At 64.8% G+C, this 16070-nt stretch carries 17 protein-coding genes; 3 read left to right on the forward strand and 14 right to left on the reverse strand.

Going from position 1 to position 16070, the window contains the following annotated elements; translation table 11 throughout:
- The first annotated feature begins 87 nt into the window (after positions 1 to 87).
- From AC05QJ_RS03390 to AC05QJ_RS03400, 3 genes are all read left to right on the forward strand, one after another.
- Positions 88 to 363 carry a polyhydroxyalkanoic acid system family protein gene (locus AC05QJ_RS03390; protein WP_476745584.1) on the forward strand — a complete coding sequence of 92 codons (276 nt, stop codon included), beginning with the start codon at positions 88 to 90 and terminating at the stop codon, positions 361 to 363.
- 213 nt (positions 364 to 576) lie between these two features.
- Entirely contained in the window at positions 577 to 996 is a 420-nt protein-coding gene (locus tag AC05QJ_RS03395; RefSeq protein ID WP_476745585.1) for a phasin family protein, read from the forward strand.
- Positions 997 to 1006: 10 nt separating this feature from the next.
- Entirely contained in the window at positions 1007 to 1888 is an 882-nt protein-coding gene (locus AC05QJ_RS03400; protein ID WP_476745586.1) for a phasin family protein, read from the forward strand.
- 104 nt (positions 1889 to 1992) lie between these two features.
- Here the strand turns inward: AC05QJ_RS03400 and AC05QJ_RS03405 are convergent, their stop codons facing one another.
- From AC05QJ_RS03405 to gshB, 14 genes are all read right to left on the reverse strand, one after another.
- The gene (locus AC05QJ_RS03405) at positions 1993 to 2607 is read right to left on the reverse strand and encodes a TetR/AcrR family transcriptional regulator (protein WP_476745587.1); all 615 of its coding nucleotides are present in this window, start codon (positions 2605 to 2607) and stop codon (positions 1993 to 1995) included.
- Positions 2608 to 2620: 13 nt separating this feature from the next.
- Positions 2621 to 4303, reverse strand: coding sequence for a class II poly(R)-hydroxyalkanoic acid synthase (gene phaC, locus AC05QJ_RS03410; protein ID WP_476745588.1), 1683 nt, complete (start codon positions 4301 to 4303; stop codon positions 2621 to 2623).
- A 109-nt stretch (positions 4304 to 4412) separates the two neighbouring features.
- Positions 4413 to 5264 (reverse strand): poly(3-hydroxyalkanoate) depolymerase, encoded by an 852-nt coding sequence (phaZ, locus tag AC05QJ_RS03415; protein ID WP_476745589.1) that lies wholly within the window; start codon positions 5262 to 5264, stop codon positions 4413 to 4415.
- A gap of 58 nt (positions 5265 to 5322) precedes the next feature.
- Positions 5323 to 7002, reverse strand: coding sequence for a class II poly(R)-hydroxyalkanoic acid synthase (gene phaC / locus AC05QJ_RS03420; RefSeq protein ID WP_476745590.1), 1680 nt, complete (start codon positions 7000 to 7002; stop codon positions 5323 to 5325).
- 352 nt (positions 7003 to 7354) lie between these two features.
- Positions 7355 to 7732, reverse strand: coding sequence for a gamma-butyrobetaine hydroxylase family protein (locus AC05QJ_RS03425; RefSeq protein ID WP_476745591.1), 378 nt, complete (start codon positions 7730 to 7732; stop codon positions 7355 to 7357).
- A gap of 166 nt (positions 7733 to 7898) precedes the next feature.
- Positions 7899 to 9236 carry an ATP-dependent protease ATPase subunit HslU gene (gene hslU / locus AC05QJ_RS03430; RefSeq protein ID WP_476745592.1) on the reverse strand — a complete coding sequence of 446 codons (1338 nt, stop codon included), beginning with the start codon at positions 9234 to 9236 and terminating at the stop codon, positions 7899 to 7901.
- A 76-nt stretch (positions 9237 to 9312) separates the two neighbouring features.
- On the reverse strand, positions 9313 to 9843 hold the full coding sequence (hslV, locus tag AC05QJ_RS03435) for an ATP-dependent protease subunit HslV (RefSeq protein WP_043207181.1): 531 nt from the start codon (positions 9841 to 9843) through the stop codon (positions 9313 to 9315).
- 180 nt (positions 9844 to 10023) lie between these two features.
- On the reverse strand, positions 10024 to 11295 hold the full coding sequence (locus AC05QJ_RS03440) for a dihydroorotase (RefSeq protein WP_476745593.1): 1272 nt from the start codon (positions 11293 to 11295) through the stop codon (positions 10024 to 10026).
- A complete protein-coding gene (locus AC05QJ_RS03445) occupies positions 11292 to 12296 on the reverse strand; it encodes an aspartate carbamoyltransferase catalytic subunit (protein WP_476745594.1) in 1005 nt (334 codons plus the stop codon). Before AC05QJ_RS03445 ends, AC05QJ_RS03440 begins: the two co-directional genes overlap by 4 nt.
- Positions 12297 to 12308: 12 nt before the next feature.
- The gene (pyrR, locus tag AC05QJ_RS03450; protein WP_476745595.1) at positions 12309 to 12827 is read right to left on the reverse strand and encodes a bifunctional pyr operon transcriptional regulator/uracil phosphoribosyltransferase PyrR; all 519 of its coding nucleotides are present in this window, start codon (positions 12825 to 12827) and stop codon (positions 12309 to 12311) included.
- 47 nt (positions 12828 to 12874) lie between these two features.
- Entirely contained in the window at positions 12875 to 13309 is a 435-nt protein-coding gene (gene ruvX, locus AC05QJ_RS03455; protein ID WP_476745596.1) for a Holliday junction resolvase RuvX, read from the reverse strand.
- Positions 13309 to 13878, reverse strand: a complete 570-nt coding sequence (locus AC05QJ_RS03460) for a YqgE/AlgH family protein (protein WP_476745597.1) — start codon at positions 13876 to 13878, stop codon at positions 13309 to 13311. Before AC05QJ_RS03460 ends, ruvX begins: the two co-directional genes overlap by 1 nt.
- 51 nt (positions 13879 to 13929) lie before the next feature.
- Entirely contained in the window at positions 13930 to 14832 is a 903-nt protein-coding gene (locus tag AC05QJ_RS03465) for an energy transducer TonB (RefSeq protein ID WP_476745598.1), read from the reverse strand.
- A gap of 99 nt (positions 14833 to 14931) precedes the next feature.
- A complete protein-coding gene (gshB, locus tag AC05QJ_RS03470) occupies positions 14932 to 15885 on the reverse strand; it encodes a glutathione synthase (protein ID WP_476745599.1) in 954 nt (317 codons plus the stop codon).
- Positions 15886 to 16070: the final 185 nt, after the last annotated feature.

Here is a 16070-nt window from a genome sequence, read left to right on the forward strand (position 1 = left end):
ACCGCTGCATTTGTCTTTGGCGGGGTTGTCGCGGCTGAGGGCGGGGGCATAATGCGCGAGTATGCCCTTGCAGCCAGGACCGGATGAATGACCCAGATCAGCGTTGAACGCAAACACAGCCTCGGCCGTGAGGCCGCCCGTCAGAAGGCCGAGGCCCTGGTGGAGAAGCTTTCCCGCGAGTACGACCTCAAGGCCGAGTGGAAAGGCGATCGGGTCGAGGTCAAGCGCAGCGGCGCCAATGGCAGCGTCGAGATCGGCGACGACGTCATTCGTGTAGAGCTGAAGCTGGGCATGATGCTGTCGATGCTGGGCGGCACCATCAAGGGCGAGATCGAGCGAGCCCTGGACAAGGCGCTCGCCTAGCGGCGCTTGAGCTGCAAGCTACAAGTTTCAAGCTGCAAGTTTCAAGCTGCAAGAGGACCGGTGGCGTGACATCAATGGTGGCAGCAACAGGAACCTCTTGCAGCTTGCAGCTGCCGTTAGGGTGCCCATTCTAATTTTTCTCCCTACTTTTATGCTCAGTCCCCAATTCCGTGGGCAGTTCTTCCCTTCCATCGTGAGTGCGAGGTACAGAGCATGGCCAAAGTGATCCTGAAGAAAAAAGACGACGTTCAGAGCAGCCTGGGTGAAGTGCGCGGCTATGCGCGCAAGATCTGGCTGGCAGGCCTGGGTGCCTACACCCGTGTGGGCCAGGAGAGTGCCGACTACGTCAAGGACCTGATCAAGGCAGGCGAAGCGGTCGAGAAGCGCGGCAAGAAAAAGATCGATCGTGAACTCGACGCGGCCAACAGCGAGATCGATTCGGCGAAGCACGAACTTCGCAGCGTGAAGGACAAAGTCGAAGTTCAACTGGACAAAATCGAAAAAGCTTTCGACACGCGGGTCGCCAGCGCCTTGAATCGCATCGGCATTCCGTCTAAACATGACGTGGAGGCACTTTCTGCCAAGCTCGATGAGCTGACGGCGTTGCTCGAACGTGTCACGGGCAAACAATAAGGAGAGCGGGATGGCTGGCAAGAAGAACACTGAGAAAGAAGGCAGCTCCTGGATCGGGGGAATCGAGAAGTACTCCCGCAAGATCTGGCTGGCAGGCCTGGGTATCTACTCCAAGATCGACCAGGACGGTCCCAAGTTGTTCGACACCCTGGTCAAGGACGGCGAGAAGGCCGAGAAGCAGGCCAAGAAGGGCGTTGACTCCGTGAAAGATACGGCAAAAGACGGCGCCAAGGCGGCGACCTCGCGTGTGACTGACGTGAAGGATCGTGCACTGGGCAAATGGAGCGAGCTCGAAGAGGCTTTCGACAAGCGCCTGAACAGTGCCATCTCGCGTCTCGGCGTACCGAGCCGCAATGAGGTCAAGGCGCTGCACAGCCAGGTCGACAAGCTGACCAAGCAGATCGAGAAACTCACCGGAGCCTCGGTGACCCCGATCTCCGCGAAGTCCTCGACCGCGAGCAAGGCTGCTGCCAAGCCGCTGGCCAAGGCCGCACCGAAAGCGGCAGCCAAACCTGCGGCGAAAACCGCAGCGGCAAAACCGGCGGCCAAAACCGCTGCTGCCAAGCCCGCTGCGAAACCTGCGGCGGCCAAGCCGGCAGCAGCCAAGCCGGCAGCCAAGACCGCCGCGGCCAAACCTGCTGCTGCGAAAACCACTGCAGCCAAACCGGCGGCCAAGCCTGCGGCGAAACCCGCAGCCAAGCCAGCAGCGGCCAAACCCGCCGCAGCGAAAAAACCAGCGGTGAAAAAGCCCGCCGCGCCGAAACCGGCAGCCGCCAAGCCCGCCGCACCAACGGCCAGCGCCGCGCCTGCGGTGAACGCCGCTCCGGCAGCCAGCGCCACGCCGGCGCCGTCGGCGCCATCGGCACCGGCTACCCCGACCAGCCAGACCTGACCACAGGCGGCTGCAAACAAAACGCCCGGCTCGATGCCGGGCGTTTTGTTGTTGTGTCGGGGCGCCGAACCGCAGCGATGAGGCCCCAGAGAGCAACCCGAGTCTCAGCCTTCGAGATACCTCAATGCCAACTGCTCCGCCGCCTGCCGCGACGGCGACTCCAGATGCGGCGCCACCAGCATCATGATCTGGTACACCACGATGCCCACCTCGGCATCCTTGGCCAGCACCCGCTGGTAATCCATCGAGAACAGCAGCGTCAGGGTGATCTGCTCCACCAGTTGGCCGAGGGCGCGGGTGTCGCTGAGGATCTGGCCCTGGGCCTTGAGGCTGGCCAGCAGCGCGGCGAGGGTGCGCTTGAGGGCATTGAGCAGGGTACGCATGCCCCGGGCCAGCTTGGGCAGGCGACCGGTGAGGTTGGACAGGTCCTGGAAGAAGAACCGGTACTGGGCCATGCGTTCGACGATCAGGTGCAGGAACAGCCAGTAGTCCTCTGCTGCCAGGCGCAGTTCCAGCGGCGGGTCGAGCAGCGGGGTCATCTCTTCCTCGAAGCGCTCGAACAGCCCCAGCACCAGCGGCTCCTTGCCGTGGAAGTGGTAGTACAGGTTGCCGGGACTGATCCCCAGTTCGTTGGCGATCTCCAGGGTGGAGACGTTCGGTTCGCCCTGTCGGTTGAACAGTTGCAGGGCGCATTCGAGGATGCGGTCGCGGGTTTTCATCCAGTCCTCGTGTTCAACGCACCAGCACGTATTTGCCGGGTGCGGGGTCCATGGCCGGGTAGCTGGCGCTGCCCAGGGTGAAGTCGGTTTCGTGCTGGGTGCCGGAGCGCGCCTGAATCCATTCCAGCCACAGCGGCCACCAACTGCCCTCGGCCTTGCTGGCGTCGTAGTACCAGGCGCGTGGATCGCTGCTCAGCTTGGGGTTGTGCACGTAGTGCGCCTTGGGGTTGCCCGGCGGGTTGATGATGCTCTGCACGTGACCGCTGTTGGACAGTACGAAGCGCCGGTCGCCCCCCAGCAGCATGGCCGAGCGGTACACCGCGTCCCACGGGGTGATGTGGTCGTTGTTGCCGGCCACGTGGAAGCTGTCGACGGTGATCTTTTGCAAGTCGATCGGCGTGCCGCACACTTCCAGGCCGCCTTGGCGGGTCAGCGGGTTGTACTTGAAGAAGTCCAGCAGGTCGCCATGCATCGCCGCCGGCAGACGGGCACCGTCGTTGTTCCAGTAGAGAATGTCGAACGGCGGTGGCGATTTGCCCAGCAGGTAGTTGTTGACGAAGTAGTTCCAGATCAGGTCGTTGGGCCGCATCCAGGCGAACACCCGGCTCATTTCGGCACCGTTCAGCACGCCCTGCTGATAGGAACGGCGCTTGGCCGCTTCGAGGGTTTCCTCATCGGCGAACAGGCTGGCCGGGCTGTCCAGTTGGCTATCGAGAAGGCTCACGAGATAGGTGGCGCTGTGGATCCGGCGCAGTTGCCGCTTGGCCTGCAGATGCCCCTGCAGCGCCGCCATGGTCAGGCCGCCGGCGCAGGCGCCCATCAGATTGACGTCGCGGCTGCGGGTGATGGAGCGGCAGACGTTCATGGCTTCCTCGACCGCCGCCACGTAGCTCGACAACCCCCACTCGCGATGCCGCGGATCGGGATTGCGCCAGCTGATCATGAACACCTGCAGGCCGTTCTTGAGCATGTACTGGACGTAGCTGTTGGCCGGGCTGAGGTCGAAGATGTAGAACTTGTTGATCTGCGGTGGCACCACCAGCATGGGCCTGGCGTACTGCTTTTCGCTCATCGGGCTGTACTGGATCAGTTCCAGCAGGTCGTTGCGAAACACCACCGAGCCCGGGGTGACAGCGAGGTTGCGACCCACTTCGAAGGCATCCCGTGCCACCTGGCGGGGCATGCCGTTGTTGTGGCGCAGATCGTCGAGCAGGTGGCCGAGACCGCGTACCAGGCTCAGGCCGCCGGAGTTGAACAGCTCTTTCACCGCCAGCGGGTTGAGCAATGTGTTGCTTGGCGCCACGGCGTCGTTGAGCAGGGCGAAGAGAAAATGCGCGCGGGTGCGGTCGTCGTCGCTCAGGTGGCTTTCGTCGATCCACAGGCGGGTCTGCTTCTGCCAGCTCAGGTAGGCCTGCAGGCCACGGCGGTAGAACGGGTTGAGGCTCCAGGCCGGATCGCTGAAGCGGCTGTCCCGCGGGTTCGGCTGGTGCGGGGTGTCACCCAGCAGCACACGACCAAGCTGGCCGCCCAGGGCCAGCAGGTGGCTGGCGGTATGGATCGGGTGGCGCAGGCCGTGCCGGCTGACATTGCGCAAGGTCGAGATCAGGTCACGGCCACGCAGGCCAGTGATCGCGCTCTGCACGTTGATGTAGGTGGCGGGCGTGGGCGCCACCGCTTTCGCGGGTTTGTCTTTCATCCGGCAACACTCCGTCGTCGAGCCTTCAACAAACTGAACCTGTGTACTGAGCGGCGCCTGCCTGCAAGCTCTGGCGCTCCTGCCAAAGGTGCAAGCGATGAAGGGCGGATCAGGCGTTCGGGGCGGGCCGAGGATGCATGACGGCGCGTTGGCGCTCCTGCTGCAGGAACTTCATGATGATCGGCGCCACGGCCTCGGCACGGGTAATCAGGAACAAATGACCATCGTCGATTATGTGTAGCTGGGCATTGGGGATTCGCCAAGCCAGGAAGCGCATATTGATCAACGGGATCAGCGGATCGTCGTCGCCGGCCAGCACCAGGGTCGGCTGCTGGATCTTGTGCAGCCAGTGGGCGCTGGTCCAGCCGAGACCGGCGAACAGTTGCCAGTAATAGCCGAGCTTGCCCGAGGACCGCACCTTCGCCGCGTGAGACAGCGCCAGGTCAGGGTCGCGACGGAACGCACCGCCATAGATCTGCGGGGCGATGCGGATCACGTGGGACGGCTGCACGTAGCGACGCGGACTGGCCATCATCCAGAGCACCTTGGGCTTGCCCGGCACCATCACCGCACCGGCAGCGGTGGCGGCCAGCACCAGCTTCTTGCAGCGCTCCGGATAGTCGTGGGCGAACTGCTGGGCCAGCGCTCCGCCCCAGGACACGCCGATCACATTGACCTGACCGTAATCGAGGTAATCGAGCATGCGCGCCGTGAGCTTGGCGAGGCCGGGGAAGCGGTAGGGGTGGCGCGGCGTCGACGAGCCGCCGACCCCGGGCACGTCGAAGGCGATGACTTCGAGGTCCGGGTCCAGGGCCTGGATGAACGGGAAGACCAGCTCCAGGTTGGCGCCAATGCCGTTGAAGATCAGCAGGGGCGTCAAGTGAGGCTTGCCGGGACGAACCGCGGTGCGGATGGTCTGGCCATCCAGGTCGACGGTTCGGAAGATGTACGGTTGCGCCATGCGCGAGCCCTGTCAGCAATGGAGCGGCGCCGCCCTGAAGCGGGCGGCGCAGCGGGTTTCAGCGTTCGTGGACATAGGTACCGGGCGACGCTTCGCCGGCCGGATACGCCTTGTTGCCGAGGCTGGTCGGGGACTTCTTCAGCTTGCCGGAGCGCTCTTCCAGCCAGGTCTGCCAGTACAGCCACCAGGAGTCGGTGTGCTTGCTGGAGTTTTCCTGCCAGTCGCCGGCGTTGGCGGGCATTTCCTTGCTGGTCATGTAGCGCGCCTTGGGGTTGCCCGGCGGGTTGAGGATGCTCTGGATATGCCCGCTGTTGGACAGCAGGAACTCGACGTTGCCGCCGAACAGTTGCGCCGACTTGTAGCAGGACTGCCACGGGGTGATGTGGTCGGCCGTGCCGGCGACGCAGAAGATGTCGGTGGTGACCTGCTTGAGGTCGATCGGTGTGCCGCAGACTTCCAGGGCGTTGGGCCGGGTCAGCGGGTTGTTCTTGAACATCTCGATCAGGTCGCCGTGGAAGGCGGCCGGCAGGCGGGTGGTGTCGTTGTTCCAGAACAGGATGTCGAACACCGGCGGCTCGTTGCCCAGCAGGTAGTTGTTGACCCAGTAGTTCCAGATCAGGTCGTTGGGGCGCATCCAGGCGAACACCTTGGCCATGTCCCGGCCTTCGAGGACGCCGGCCTGGTAGGAGTGGCGCTTGGCCGCTTCCAGGGTCTGCTCGTCGACGAACAGCGCGACCTGGGTGTCGAGGGTGGTGTCGAGCACGCTGACCAGCAGGGTCATGGCGTTGACCTTCTTCTCGCCCAGCGCGGCGTAGTGGCCCACCAGCGCGGTGCAGGTGATGCCGCCGGAGCAGGCACCGAGCATGTTCAGGTCCTTGCTGCCGGTGATCTCCAGCACCACGTCCACGGCTTCTTTCAGCGCATCGATGTAGGTGGACAGGCCCCACTCGCGCTGGGCCTTGGTCGGGTTGCGCCAACTGACGATGAAGGTCTGCACGGTGGAGCGCAGGCAGAAGCGCGCCAGGCTCTTTTCCGGGCTGAGGTCGAAGACATAGAACTTGTTGATCTGCGGCGGCACCACCAGCAACGGGCGCTCGTGCACCTGCTCGGTGATGGGGCCGTACTGGATCAGCTCCAGCACGTCGTTGCGGTAGACCACGGCGCCTTCGCTGGTGCCGAGGTTCTTGCCCACCTCGAAGGCGTCCATGTTGACCTGGCTGGGCATGCCGCCGTTGTTCACCAGGTCCTTGGCCAGGTTGGACAGGCCGTCGAGCAGGCTCTTGCCGCCGGTCTCGAAGAAGCGTTTGACCGCCGCCGGGTTGGCGGCGCTGTTGGTCGGTGCCATGGCTTCGGTCATCAGGTTGATGACGAAGTGGGCACGGCTGATGTCGGTGTCCGACAGGTTGCTGTCGCCGATCCAGTCGTGCAGTTCCTTGCGCCAGGCGAGGTAGGTCTGCAGGTAGCGGCGGTACAGCGGGTTCTGGCTCCAGGCCGGATCGTTGAAGCGACGGTCGTCGCCTTCGGGTTGCAGGGTGGACTTGCCGAAGATCACGTCCTTCAGTTCCATGCCGAAGTGGGCGACGTGCTTGGCATTGTGCAGCGGTTGACGGATGGCCTGACGTAGCACCATCCGAGCAGAAGTCAGCAAATCCTTGCGGCGCAAGCCAATGACCGGGTTCAGACCCAGAGTGTTTTCCGAGGCTTGGCGCTGCAGGTCATCGTTATTCTTGTTACTCATCTACGACGCTCCGTTGTCCTGAGACGAGTACCGGCTCGGCGGGTGGCGTTACCCAGACGAAGCCCCGGTACTGCTGCTCGGGTGACCAGTGATAACGAAATGCGGTCCTGCGGCCGGTAGTGAGCGACGATGAGCCGTGCGGGTTTTTCTGCGTGAGAAGACTGCCTGCTTTCGCTCGCGACCTCTACATACCAGCCTGTTCCACTGCCCGCTTTGCGATGCAGGGAACCTGCCAGATCCATTGGTTACCCGACTTTCCAGTTATGCGCAAGCCGGCCAGACGCTGGCCGGTGCCAGAGGCATTCAAGCAGATCGGGTTAGAAAATGCGCTCTAAAACAGGAGAGTGCCGGACTAGAGCATCAGCTTGATGACAGACTCGGACGGATCGCGGGACTTGCCGGCAGCGGCCAGTTCTTGCAGATAATCGGCCCAGAGCTCGTCCTGGCGCAGGCAGAGTTGTTCGAGGTATTCCCAGGTGAACAATCCGCTGTCATGGCCGTCATCGAAGCTCAGTTTCAGTGCGTACTGGCCGGCCGGCTCGATCTTGTCGAGGCCGACGTTGATCTTGCCAAATTGCAGGATGGGATTGCCGTGGCCCTGGACCTCGGCGGAAGGGGAGTGCACCCGCAGGAATTCGGCGGGCAGGTTGTAGACCTCGTCGGGCCCGTAGGTCAGCGACAGGGTCTTGGAGGCTTTGCGAAGGTTGATCGCGGTGGGCAAACGGGACATGGGAGCTCCTTGGCTGCAAGCCTCAAGCTACAAGCCCAAGCTACAAGTCTCAAGCTGCAAGCTGCAAGCCGGCCGAGTCGAACCCGAGAGACGTGTAGGCCGAACCACAAGCTGCAAGGCGACGTTGGTCAGCTTGCAGCTTGCAACTTGAAACTTGCGGCTGCCTTTAGAGAATGTAGCGCGACAGGTCTTCGTTCTGCGCCAGCTCACCGAGGTGGCTGTTCACGTACTCGGCGTCGATGCGGATCGGCGCTTCGCTGTGGGCGCTGGCCAGGTCGCCGGCGCTGAAGGATACCTCTTCCAGCAGGCGCTCCAGCAGGGTGTGCAGGCGACGGGCACCGATGTTCTCGGTCTTTTCGTTGACCTGCCAGGCGATCTCGGCCAGGCGCTTGATGCCTTCGGCTGCGAACTCGATGTTCAGGCCTTCGGTCTTCAGCAGTTCGGTGTACTGCAGCGTCAGCGAGGCGTGCGGTTCGCTGAGGATGCGCTCGAAGTCTTCCGGGCTCAGGGCCTTGAGTTCGACACGGATCGGCAGACGGCCTTGCAGCTCGGGCACCAGGTCGCTCGGCTTGCTCAGGTGGAACGCACCGGAGGCGATGAACAGGATGTGGTCGGTCTTGACCATGCCCAGCTTGGTGTTGACGGTGCAGCCTTCGATCAGCGGCAGCAGGTCGCGCTGCACACCTTCACGGGAGACATCGGCGCCGCCGACGTTGCCACGCTTGGCCACCTTGTCGATTTCGTCGATGAACACGATGCCGTGCTGCTCGACCGCTTCCAGGGCCTTGGCCTTGAGTTCTTCCTCGTTGACCAGGCGACCGGCTTCTTCGTCACGGACCAGCTTGAGCGCTTCCTTGACCTTCAGCTTGCGGCTCTTGCGCTTGCCCTTGCCCATGTTGGCGAACAGGCTCTGCAACTGGTTGGTCATTTCTTCCATGCCCGGCGGCGCGGAAATATCGACACCCATGGCCTCGGCCACTTCGATCTCGATTTCCTTGTCGTCCAGCTGGCCTTCGCGCAGGCGCTTGCGGAACAGCTGGCGGGTGTTGGAGTCGGCGCTCGGCGCGGCATCTTCGTTGAAGCCGGCGCGGGCCGGAGGCAGCAGGGCGTCGAGAATGCGGTCCTCGGCGGCGTCCTCGGCGCGGTGGCGCACGCGGATCATTTCCTGTTCACGGAGCATCTTGATGGCGGCATCGGCCAGGTCGCGGATGATCGACTCGACGTCACGGCCCACATACCCGACTTCGGTGAACTTGGTCGCTTCGACCTTGATGAACGGCGCGTTGGCCAGTTTGGCCAGGCGACGGGCGATTTCGGTCTTGCCGACGCCGGTCGGGCCGATCATCAGGATGTTCTTCGGGGTGACTTCGGCGCGCAGCTCGGCAGGCAGCTGCATGCGGCGCCAGCGGTTGCGCAGGGCGATGGCGACGGCGCGCTTGGCGTCGTCCTGGCCGATGATGTGGCGGTTGAGTTCGTGGACGATCTCGCGGGGGGTCATGGACATGGTATGTGGTGGTCCCTTGGCGTTGTGTTCAGCGTGGAAAAGCCCGGCGATGTATCCGGGCGCCAGAACAGCTGAATCACTCGGCCAGGTCCTGCTCCTCGATGGTCAGGTTGTGGTTGGTGAACACGCAGATGTCACCGGCGATGTTCAGGGCGGTCTCGGCGATTTCCCGGGCCGACAGGTCGGTCTTGTTCAGCAGGGCGCGGGCTGCGGCCTGGGCGTAGGCGCCACCGGAGCCCATGGCGATCAGGCCGTCCTCGGGCTCGACCACGTCACCGTTGCCGGTGATGATCAGCGAGGCGTCCTTGTTGGCGACCGCAAGCATGGCTTCCAGGCGGCTCAGGGAACGGTCGGTACGCCATTCCTTGGCCAGTTCGACGGCGGCACGGATCAGGTGGCCCTGATGCTTTTCGAGCTGGCCTTCGAAACGTTCGAACAGGGTGAAGGCGTCGGCGGTGGCACCGGCGAAACCGGCGATGACCTGGCCGTGGTACAGGCGGCGCACTTTCTTGGCGTTGCCTTTCATGACGGTGTTGCCGAGGGAAACCTGGCCGTCGCCGCCCATGACGACTTTGCCGTGGCGACGAACTGAAACGATGGTGGTCAAGGGAGAGTCTCCACGCAGCGGGGCGAAAATGCCTGTGCAGACTCATATGGGGGTGGGGGGGAATTTTTCAACCTTGGGGGACGGGCGGTGTGGCCTTGGGCGGAGACTGTGGCGCCCTCATCGCCGGCAACGCCGGCTCACACAATGTGGGAGCCGGCGTTGCCGGCGATGTTTCAAGGCTCAGCCCTCGTGACTGATATGCCCATCCACCACGGTGTAGCGCACGGCACCCGGCAGGCAGTGGCCGATGAACGGGCAGTTGTCGCCCTTCGAGCGCCATTGCTCGCCCGCCACGGTGGAGGCTTGCGGGTCGAACAGCACCAGGTCGGCCGCCGCGCCCACCTTCAGCTCGCCCACCGGCAGGCGCAAGGCCGCGGCAGGACCGGCCGAGAGGCGCTTGAGCAGGGTCGGCAGATCCAGCAGGCCATCCTCGACCAGGGTCATCGCCAGCGGCAGCAGCAGTTCGACGCTGCTGATGCCCGGCTCGGTGGCGCCGAACGGTGCCAGCTTGGCGTCACGCTCGTGGGGCTGATGGTGGCTGGAGATGGCCTGGATCACCCCGGACTTCACCGCTTCGCGCAGACCGTCACGGTCGGCACGGGTGCGCAGCGGCGGTTGCACGTGGTACAGGCTGGAGAAGTCCACCAGCGCTTCATCGGTGAGGATCAGCTGGTACAACGCCACATCGGCGGTCACCGGCAGGCCGCGGGCCTGGGCCTGGGCGATCAGCTGGGCACCACGGGCGCTGGTCAGCTGGCTGAAGTGAGCGCGCACGCCGGTCTGCTCCACCAGCAGCAGGTCACGGGCCAGGGCCACGGTCTCGGCGGTCTCGGGAATGCCTGGCAGGCCGAGGAAGCTGGCCATGGCGCCTTCGTGGGCGAGGCCGCCCTGGGCCAGGTCGCGGTCCTGGGAGTGGAAAATCACGGTCAGGTCGAAGGTCGCGGCGTATTCCAGCGCCCGGCACAGGGTGCGGGTGTTGCCGAAGCTTTCCAGGCCATTGCCGAACGCGACGCAACCGGCGTCGCGCAGGGCGACCAGTTCGGCCAGTTGCTGGCCTTCCAGGCCTTTGCTCAGGGCGCCGATGGGGAACACCTTGGTGTTGCCGGCATCGCGGGCACGGTCGAGGATCAGTTCGGCCACGGCCGAGGTGTCCAGCACCGGCTTGGTCCGTGGCGGGCAGCACAGGCTGGTGACACCGCCGGCCGCCGCCGCGCGGGTTTCGCTGGCGATGGTGCCCTTGCGGCTGTAGCCGGGTTCGCGCAGGGAGACGCTCAGGTCCACCAGGCCAGGGGCGACAACGAGGCCGGCAGCGTCAAGGCTGCGGGAGGCCTTGAAGCCGCTCGGGGCGGCGCCGATGGCGACGATCTTGCCAGCGTCGATGTGCAGGTCGGTGACCTGGTCCAGGCCGCTGTTGGGGTCGATGACCCGGGCGCCGAGGATACTGAGGGTCACTGGGCGTTCTCCTGCTCGAATTGACGTTGGGCGTTCTGCCCGCTCATGGCCATGGACAGCACCGCCATGCGCACGGCGATGCCGTAGGTAACCTGGTTGAGGATCACCGAGTGGGCGCCGTCGGCCACCGCCGACTCGATCTCCACGCCGCGGTTGATCGGCCCCGGGTGCATGACGATGGCGTCCGGCTTGGCGCCGGCCAGGCGTGCGGTGGTCAGGCCGAACAGGCGATAGAACTCGCCCTCGCTGGGCAGCAGGCCGCCGGCCATGCGCTCGCGCTGCAGGCGCAGCATGATCACCACGTCGACGTCCTTCAGGCCTTCTTCAAGGTTGGTGTAGACCTTCACCCCGTACTGCTCGATACCGATCGGCAGCAGGGTTTTCGGGCCGATCACACGGATGTCCGGGCAGCCCAGGGTCTTGAGGGCCAGCATGTTCGAGCGTGCTACCCGGGAGTGCAGGATGTCGCCGACGATGGCCACCGAGAGGTTCTCGAAGCTGCCCTTGTGCCGACGAATGGTCAGCATGTCGAGCATGCCCTGGGTCGGGTGGGCGTGACGTCCGTCGCCGCCGTTGATGATCGCCACCTCCGGGCAGACGTGCTCGGCGATGAAGTGGGCGGCGCCGGAGTCGGCGTGGCGTACCACGAACATGTCGGCGGCCATGGCCTCGAGGTTGCGCAGGGTGTCGAACAGTGTTTCGCCCTTGCTGGTCGAGGAGGTCGACACGTTGAGGGTGATCACGTCCGCCGACAGCCGCTGGGCGGCCAGTTCGAAGGTGGTGCGGGTGCGGGTCGAGTTCTCGAAGAACACGTTGCAGACGGTCTTGCCGCGCAGCAACGGGACTTTTTTCACCGCCCGGGCGCCGACTTCAAGGAACGAGTCGGCGGTATCGAGGATTTCGGTGAGCAGCTCGCGGGGCAGGCCGTCGAGCGAGAGGAAATGGCGCAGCTGGCCCTGATCGTTGAGCTGCAGCGGGCGCTTGGCGTCGATTGGCGTCATCGCGGGGGACTCTTAAAGGGCGGAAGCGGAGGCGAGGTCCTGGCGCTCGAGGGCGAGCGGCGCGGGGCCGAGCAATTTTACCCGTTCGTGGGCAGCCAGCGACAGGGTGGCGCCAACCACGTTCGGTCGGATCGGCAGTTCGCCGGCGTCCAGGTCGAGCAGGCAGACCAGTGTCACGCTGGCCGGGCGGCCATAGTCGAACAGTTCGTTGAGGGCGGCACGGATGGTGCGACCGCTCATCAGCACGTCATCCACCAGCACCAGGTGCTGGCCTTCGATCTCGAACGGCAGCTCCGACGGGCGAACCTGCGGGTGCAGGCCGTTCTGGCTGAAGTCGTCGCGATAGAACGACACGTCGAGGGTGCCGAGGGCGGCGTCGCTGCCCAGCTCGTCCAGCAACGCCTGGGCCACCCAGACGCCGCCGGTACGGATACCGATGTAGCGCGGCTCGGCGATGTTGCGGCGGCTCAGATGGGCGCGAAGATCGACGGCCATCTGCCGGATCAGTTCGGCGGGATTGGGTAGGCTCATGCTTGCTCCTCAGAAGGCCGGGGCACAAGGCTGGCCCGGCTTGGGGGTTACGATTGCGCGGCGTTGGCCTCCAGCCAGCCCTGCAGCAGCAGGGCGGCGGCAATGGCGTCCACCGGGTTGTCGCGATAACTGCCACGCTGGCCGCCACGGGCCATGCGCTCGCCCTTGGCCTCGAAGGTGGTCAGGCGTTCGTCGTGGGTGTGTACCGGCAGGTTGAAGCGGCCGTTCAGGCGGCGGGCGAACTTCTCGGCGCGTTCGCTCATCTCGCTGGGGGTGCCGTCCATGTTCAGCGGCAGACCGACCACCAGGGCGTCGGGTTGCCACTCCTTGATGAGCTTTTCAACCTGGGACCAGTCGGGCACGCCATTCTGCGCCTTGAGGGTGCAGAGCTCGCGGGCCTGGCCGGTGATCACCTGGCCGACGGCGACGCCGATCTGCTTGCTGCCGTAGTCGAAACCCAGCAACAGACGAAGTTCGGCCATCAGGCGTGCCCCGCCTGGCTGGTGAGCAGGCTCAGGTTGATGCCGAGCTGCGCCGCCGCCGCATCGAGGCGCCGCTCGCAGGCCATGCCGAAGAGGATTTCGGGGTCGAACGGGCAGTTCAGCCAGGCGTTGTCGGCCAGTTCGGCTTCCAGTTGCCCGGCTTCCCAGCCGGCGTAGCCGAGGGTAATGAGGCTATGGCGCGGGCCGCTGCCGTCGGCGATGGCGAACAGCACGTCCTGGGAGGTAGACAGCGCCAGGTCATCGAGCTGGATGGTGGCCTGATAGGCTTTTTCATTGCTGTGCAGCACGAAGCCGCGGTCGGTCTGGACCGGGCCGCCGATGTAGATCGGCACGTTCGCGCTGAAAGGTGACGGCTCGACCTCGGGGCGCAGCTGCTCGAGGATATCGGCCAGGTTCAGCTCCTGCGGACGGTTGATCACCAGCCCCATGGCACCGTTGGCATTGTGCTCGACGATGTAGGTCAGGGTATGGGCGAAATTCGGGTCCGCCATGTGCGGCATGGCGATCAGGAACTGGTGCTTGAGGTACGTCGGGTCGAGGTTTTTCATAGCTATGTAGTGTGGCGGCGAGGCGCCGGACTGACAAGCCGGGCCACGCCCTTAATTGCTCGACAGCCGGTCGCCCCGGGCAAAGCGCCAGGTGCGGACGATTTCCAGGCGATCGACATCGGCAAGGTCGCCGGTGAGCGGCGCGAACGGCGCCGCCAGGCGCACGATGCGTTGCGCCGCCTGGTCCAGCAGCGGTTGCCCGGAAGACTCCAGCACCAACACTTCGTACAGCGATCCGTCGCGATTGATCGAGACCATCAGTCGCAGGCTGCCGTAGATTTGCTGGCGGCGGGCTTCGTCGGGGTAGTTGAGGTTGCCGATGCGCTCGATCTTCTTGCGCCATTCGTCTTTATACCAAGCCCCCTTGTCGCGGGCGGTCGAGGCGGCGCTCAGGCGGTGGATGCGCGGGCGCTTGGCATACAACTGCTGTTCATTGGCCAGTTCCGCTTCAAGGCTGGCGATCTGGCTGGACAGTTGCGAGCTGTCGAAATCCGGGGTTTCGGCCTTCGGTGCCGGCTGCGGCCTGGCTTCCTTTGGCGCGTTCTGCACTTTCTGCGGCTTGGGCGCTACGGTGGTGACGGCAGCCTTGGTCGGCGGTGGCGGGACTTCGACCTTGCGCGACACGGGCGGCGGGGTGACTTTGTTCACCTTGGTGTCCTGGAAGGGCGCCACTTCGGTGGTCTTCGGCACTTCGGCCTTGTCCAGGGTGCCCGCGCCCTGCTGGTTTTCCTGGGCGAGGAAGTCGGCCTTCTTCGGCGCCACCTCGCTCTTGAAGGTGGCCAGGGTGATTTCCATGGTGCGGCGGATTTCTTCGGGCTTGGCGAAGCTGAAGCTGACCCCGAGGATCAGCGCCAGGTGCAGGAGCGCCGCCACGAACAAGGTAAAGCCGAGACGATCCGCCGCGCGAACGCGGGGCGGGGCAAAATCGGCAGGAAGGTCGGCGGGAAGCGTCATCGATAGTCCAGCAGCCGGGGTGAGCCGGCGCAGCAGGCAGCCCAGATCCAAAAGGACGGGCATGATAACCCACTGCGCACGGTTTCCCCTTGTCGTCGGTCAGCGTGCCTTGAGCTTGCGATCGATGGCGTCCATCAGTTGTACGCCGATCCGGGTGCCGTAGGCGTTGTCGATCTCGCGGATGCAGGTCGGGCTGGTGACGTTGATTTCGGTCAGGTGCTCGCCGATCACGTCGAGGCCGACGAACAGCAGGCCCTTCTCGCGCAGGGTCGGGCCGACCTGGGCGGCGATCCAGCGGTCGCGCTCGGTCAGCGGGCGGGCTTCGCCACGGCCGCCAGCGGCCAGGTTGCCACGGGTCTCGCCGCTGGCCGGGATACGCGCCAGGCAGTAGTCCACCGGCTCGCCGTCGATCATCAGGATGCGTTTGTCGCCGTCCTTGATCGCCGGCAGGTAGGCTTGCCCCATGATCTGCTGGGTGCCGTGCAGGGTCAGGGTTTCGAGGATCACCGAGAGATTCGGGTCGCCGGCGCGATGGCGGAAGATCGAAGCGCCGCCCATGCCGTCCAGCGGCTTGAGGATGACGTCACCGTGTTTGGCGGCGAATTCGCGCAGGATGTCCGGACGGCGGCTGACCACGGTCGGCGGGGTGCACTGCGGGAACAGGGTGGCGAACAGCTTTTCGTTGCAGTCGCGCAGGCTCTGCGGACGGTTGACCACCAGCACGCCGGCAGCCTCGGCCTGCTCCAGCAGGTAGGTGCTGTAGACGAACTCCATGTCGAACGGCGGATCCTTGCGCATCAGGATCACGTCGAGGTCACTCAGCGGGGCGTCCTGCTCGGCGTCCAGTTCGAACCAGCGGGCCGGGTCGGCGAAGACTTTCAGCGGGCGCATGCGGCCACGGGCCACGCCTTCGTTCTGATAAAGGTCCCGCTGTTCCAGGTAGAACAGGCTCCAGCCGCGTTCCTGGGCCGCCAGCAGCATGGCCAGCGAGCTGTCCTTCTTGTAGGAGATGGACGCGATGGGGTCCATGACAATGCCGAGGCGAACGCTCATGGGGTATTTCCTCTCGGCGGCGCGGGGCCGCGGTAGCTCGAATGAAAAGTGGCTCAGGGTGGCGTCCGCCGGGCTGGCGGTCAAGGGAAAAACGCTGGCGGGCCGGGCCCCGCGCCCGGTCGATGGAACGGATACCCTGAGTGTGCTAAAAATGCGTGGCAGGTGGCCTGCACGGCGCTACTTAC

It is taken from the genome of Pseudomonas sp. TUM25319 (genome assembly GCF_056388475.1).

Bases quoted from the DNA above. Each gene is read 5' to 3' on its own strand.
- gshB (WP_476745599.1), bottom strand. From the start codon at position 15,885: ATGAGCGTTCGCCTCGGCATTGTCATGGACCCCATCGCGTCCATCTCC.
- AC05QJ_RS03460 (WP_476745597.1), bottom strand. From the start codon at position 13,878: ATGAAAAACCTCGACCCGACGTACCTCAAGCACCAGTTCCTGATCGCC.
- phaC (WP_476745588.1), bottom strand. From the start codon at position 4,303: ATGAAAGACAAACCCGCGAAAGCGGTGGCGCCCACGCCCGCCACCTAC.
- AC05QJ_RS03405 (WP_476745587.1), bottom strand. From the start codon at position 2,607: ATGAAAACCCGCGACCGCATCCTCGAATGCGCCCTGCAACTGTTCAAC.
- AC05QJ_RS03425 (WP_476745591.1), bottom strand. From the start codon at position 7,732: ATGTCCCGTTTGCCCACCGCGATCAACCTTCGCAAAGCCTCCAAGACC.
- AC05QJ_RS03390 (WP_476745584.1), top strand. From the start codon at position 88: ATGACCCAGATCAGCGTTGAACGCAAACACAGCCTCGGCCGTGAGGCC.
- AC05QJ_RS03465 (WP_476745598.1), bottom strand. From the start codon at position 14,832: ATGACGCTTCCCGCCGACCTTCCTGCCGATTTTGCCCCGCCCCGCGTT.
- hslU (WP_476745592.1), bottom strand. From the start codon at position 9,236: ATGTCCATGACCCCCCGCGAGATCGTCCACGAACTCAACCGCCACATC.
- AC05QJ_RS03400 (WP_476745586.1), top strand. From the start codon at position 1,007: ATGGCTGGCAAGAAGAACACTGAGAAAGAAGGCAGCTCCTGGATCGGG.
- pyrR (WP_476745595.1), bottom strand. From the start codon at position 12,827: ATGAGCCTACCCAATCCCGCCGAACTGATCCGGCAGATGGCCGTCGAT.
- AC05QJ_RS03395 (WP_476745585.1), top strand. From the start codon at position 577: ATGGCCAAAGTGATCCTGAAGAAAAAAGACGACGTTCAGAGCAGCCTG.
- ruvX (WP_476745596.1), bottom strand. From the start codon at position 13,309: ATGGCCGAACTTCGTCTGTTGCTGGGTTTCGACTACGGCAGCAAGCAG.
- AC05QJ_RS03445 (WP_476745594.1), bottom strand. From the start codon at position 12,296: ATGACGCCAATCGACGCCAAGCGCCCGCTGCAGCTCAACGATCAGGGC.
- phaC (WP_476745590.1), bottom strand. From the start codon at position 7,002: ATGAGTAACAAGAATAACGATGACCTGCAGCGCCAAGCCTCGGAAAAC.
- phaZ (WP_476745589.1), bottom strand. From the start codon at position 5,264: ATGGCGCAACCGTACATCTTCCGAACCGTCGACCTGGATGGCCAGACC.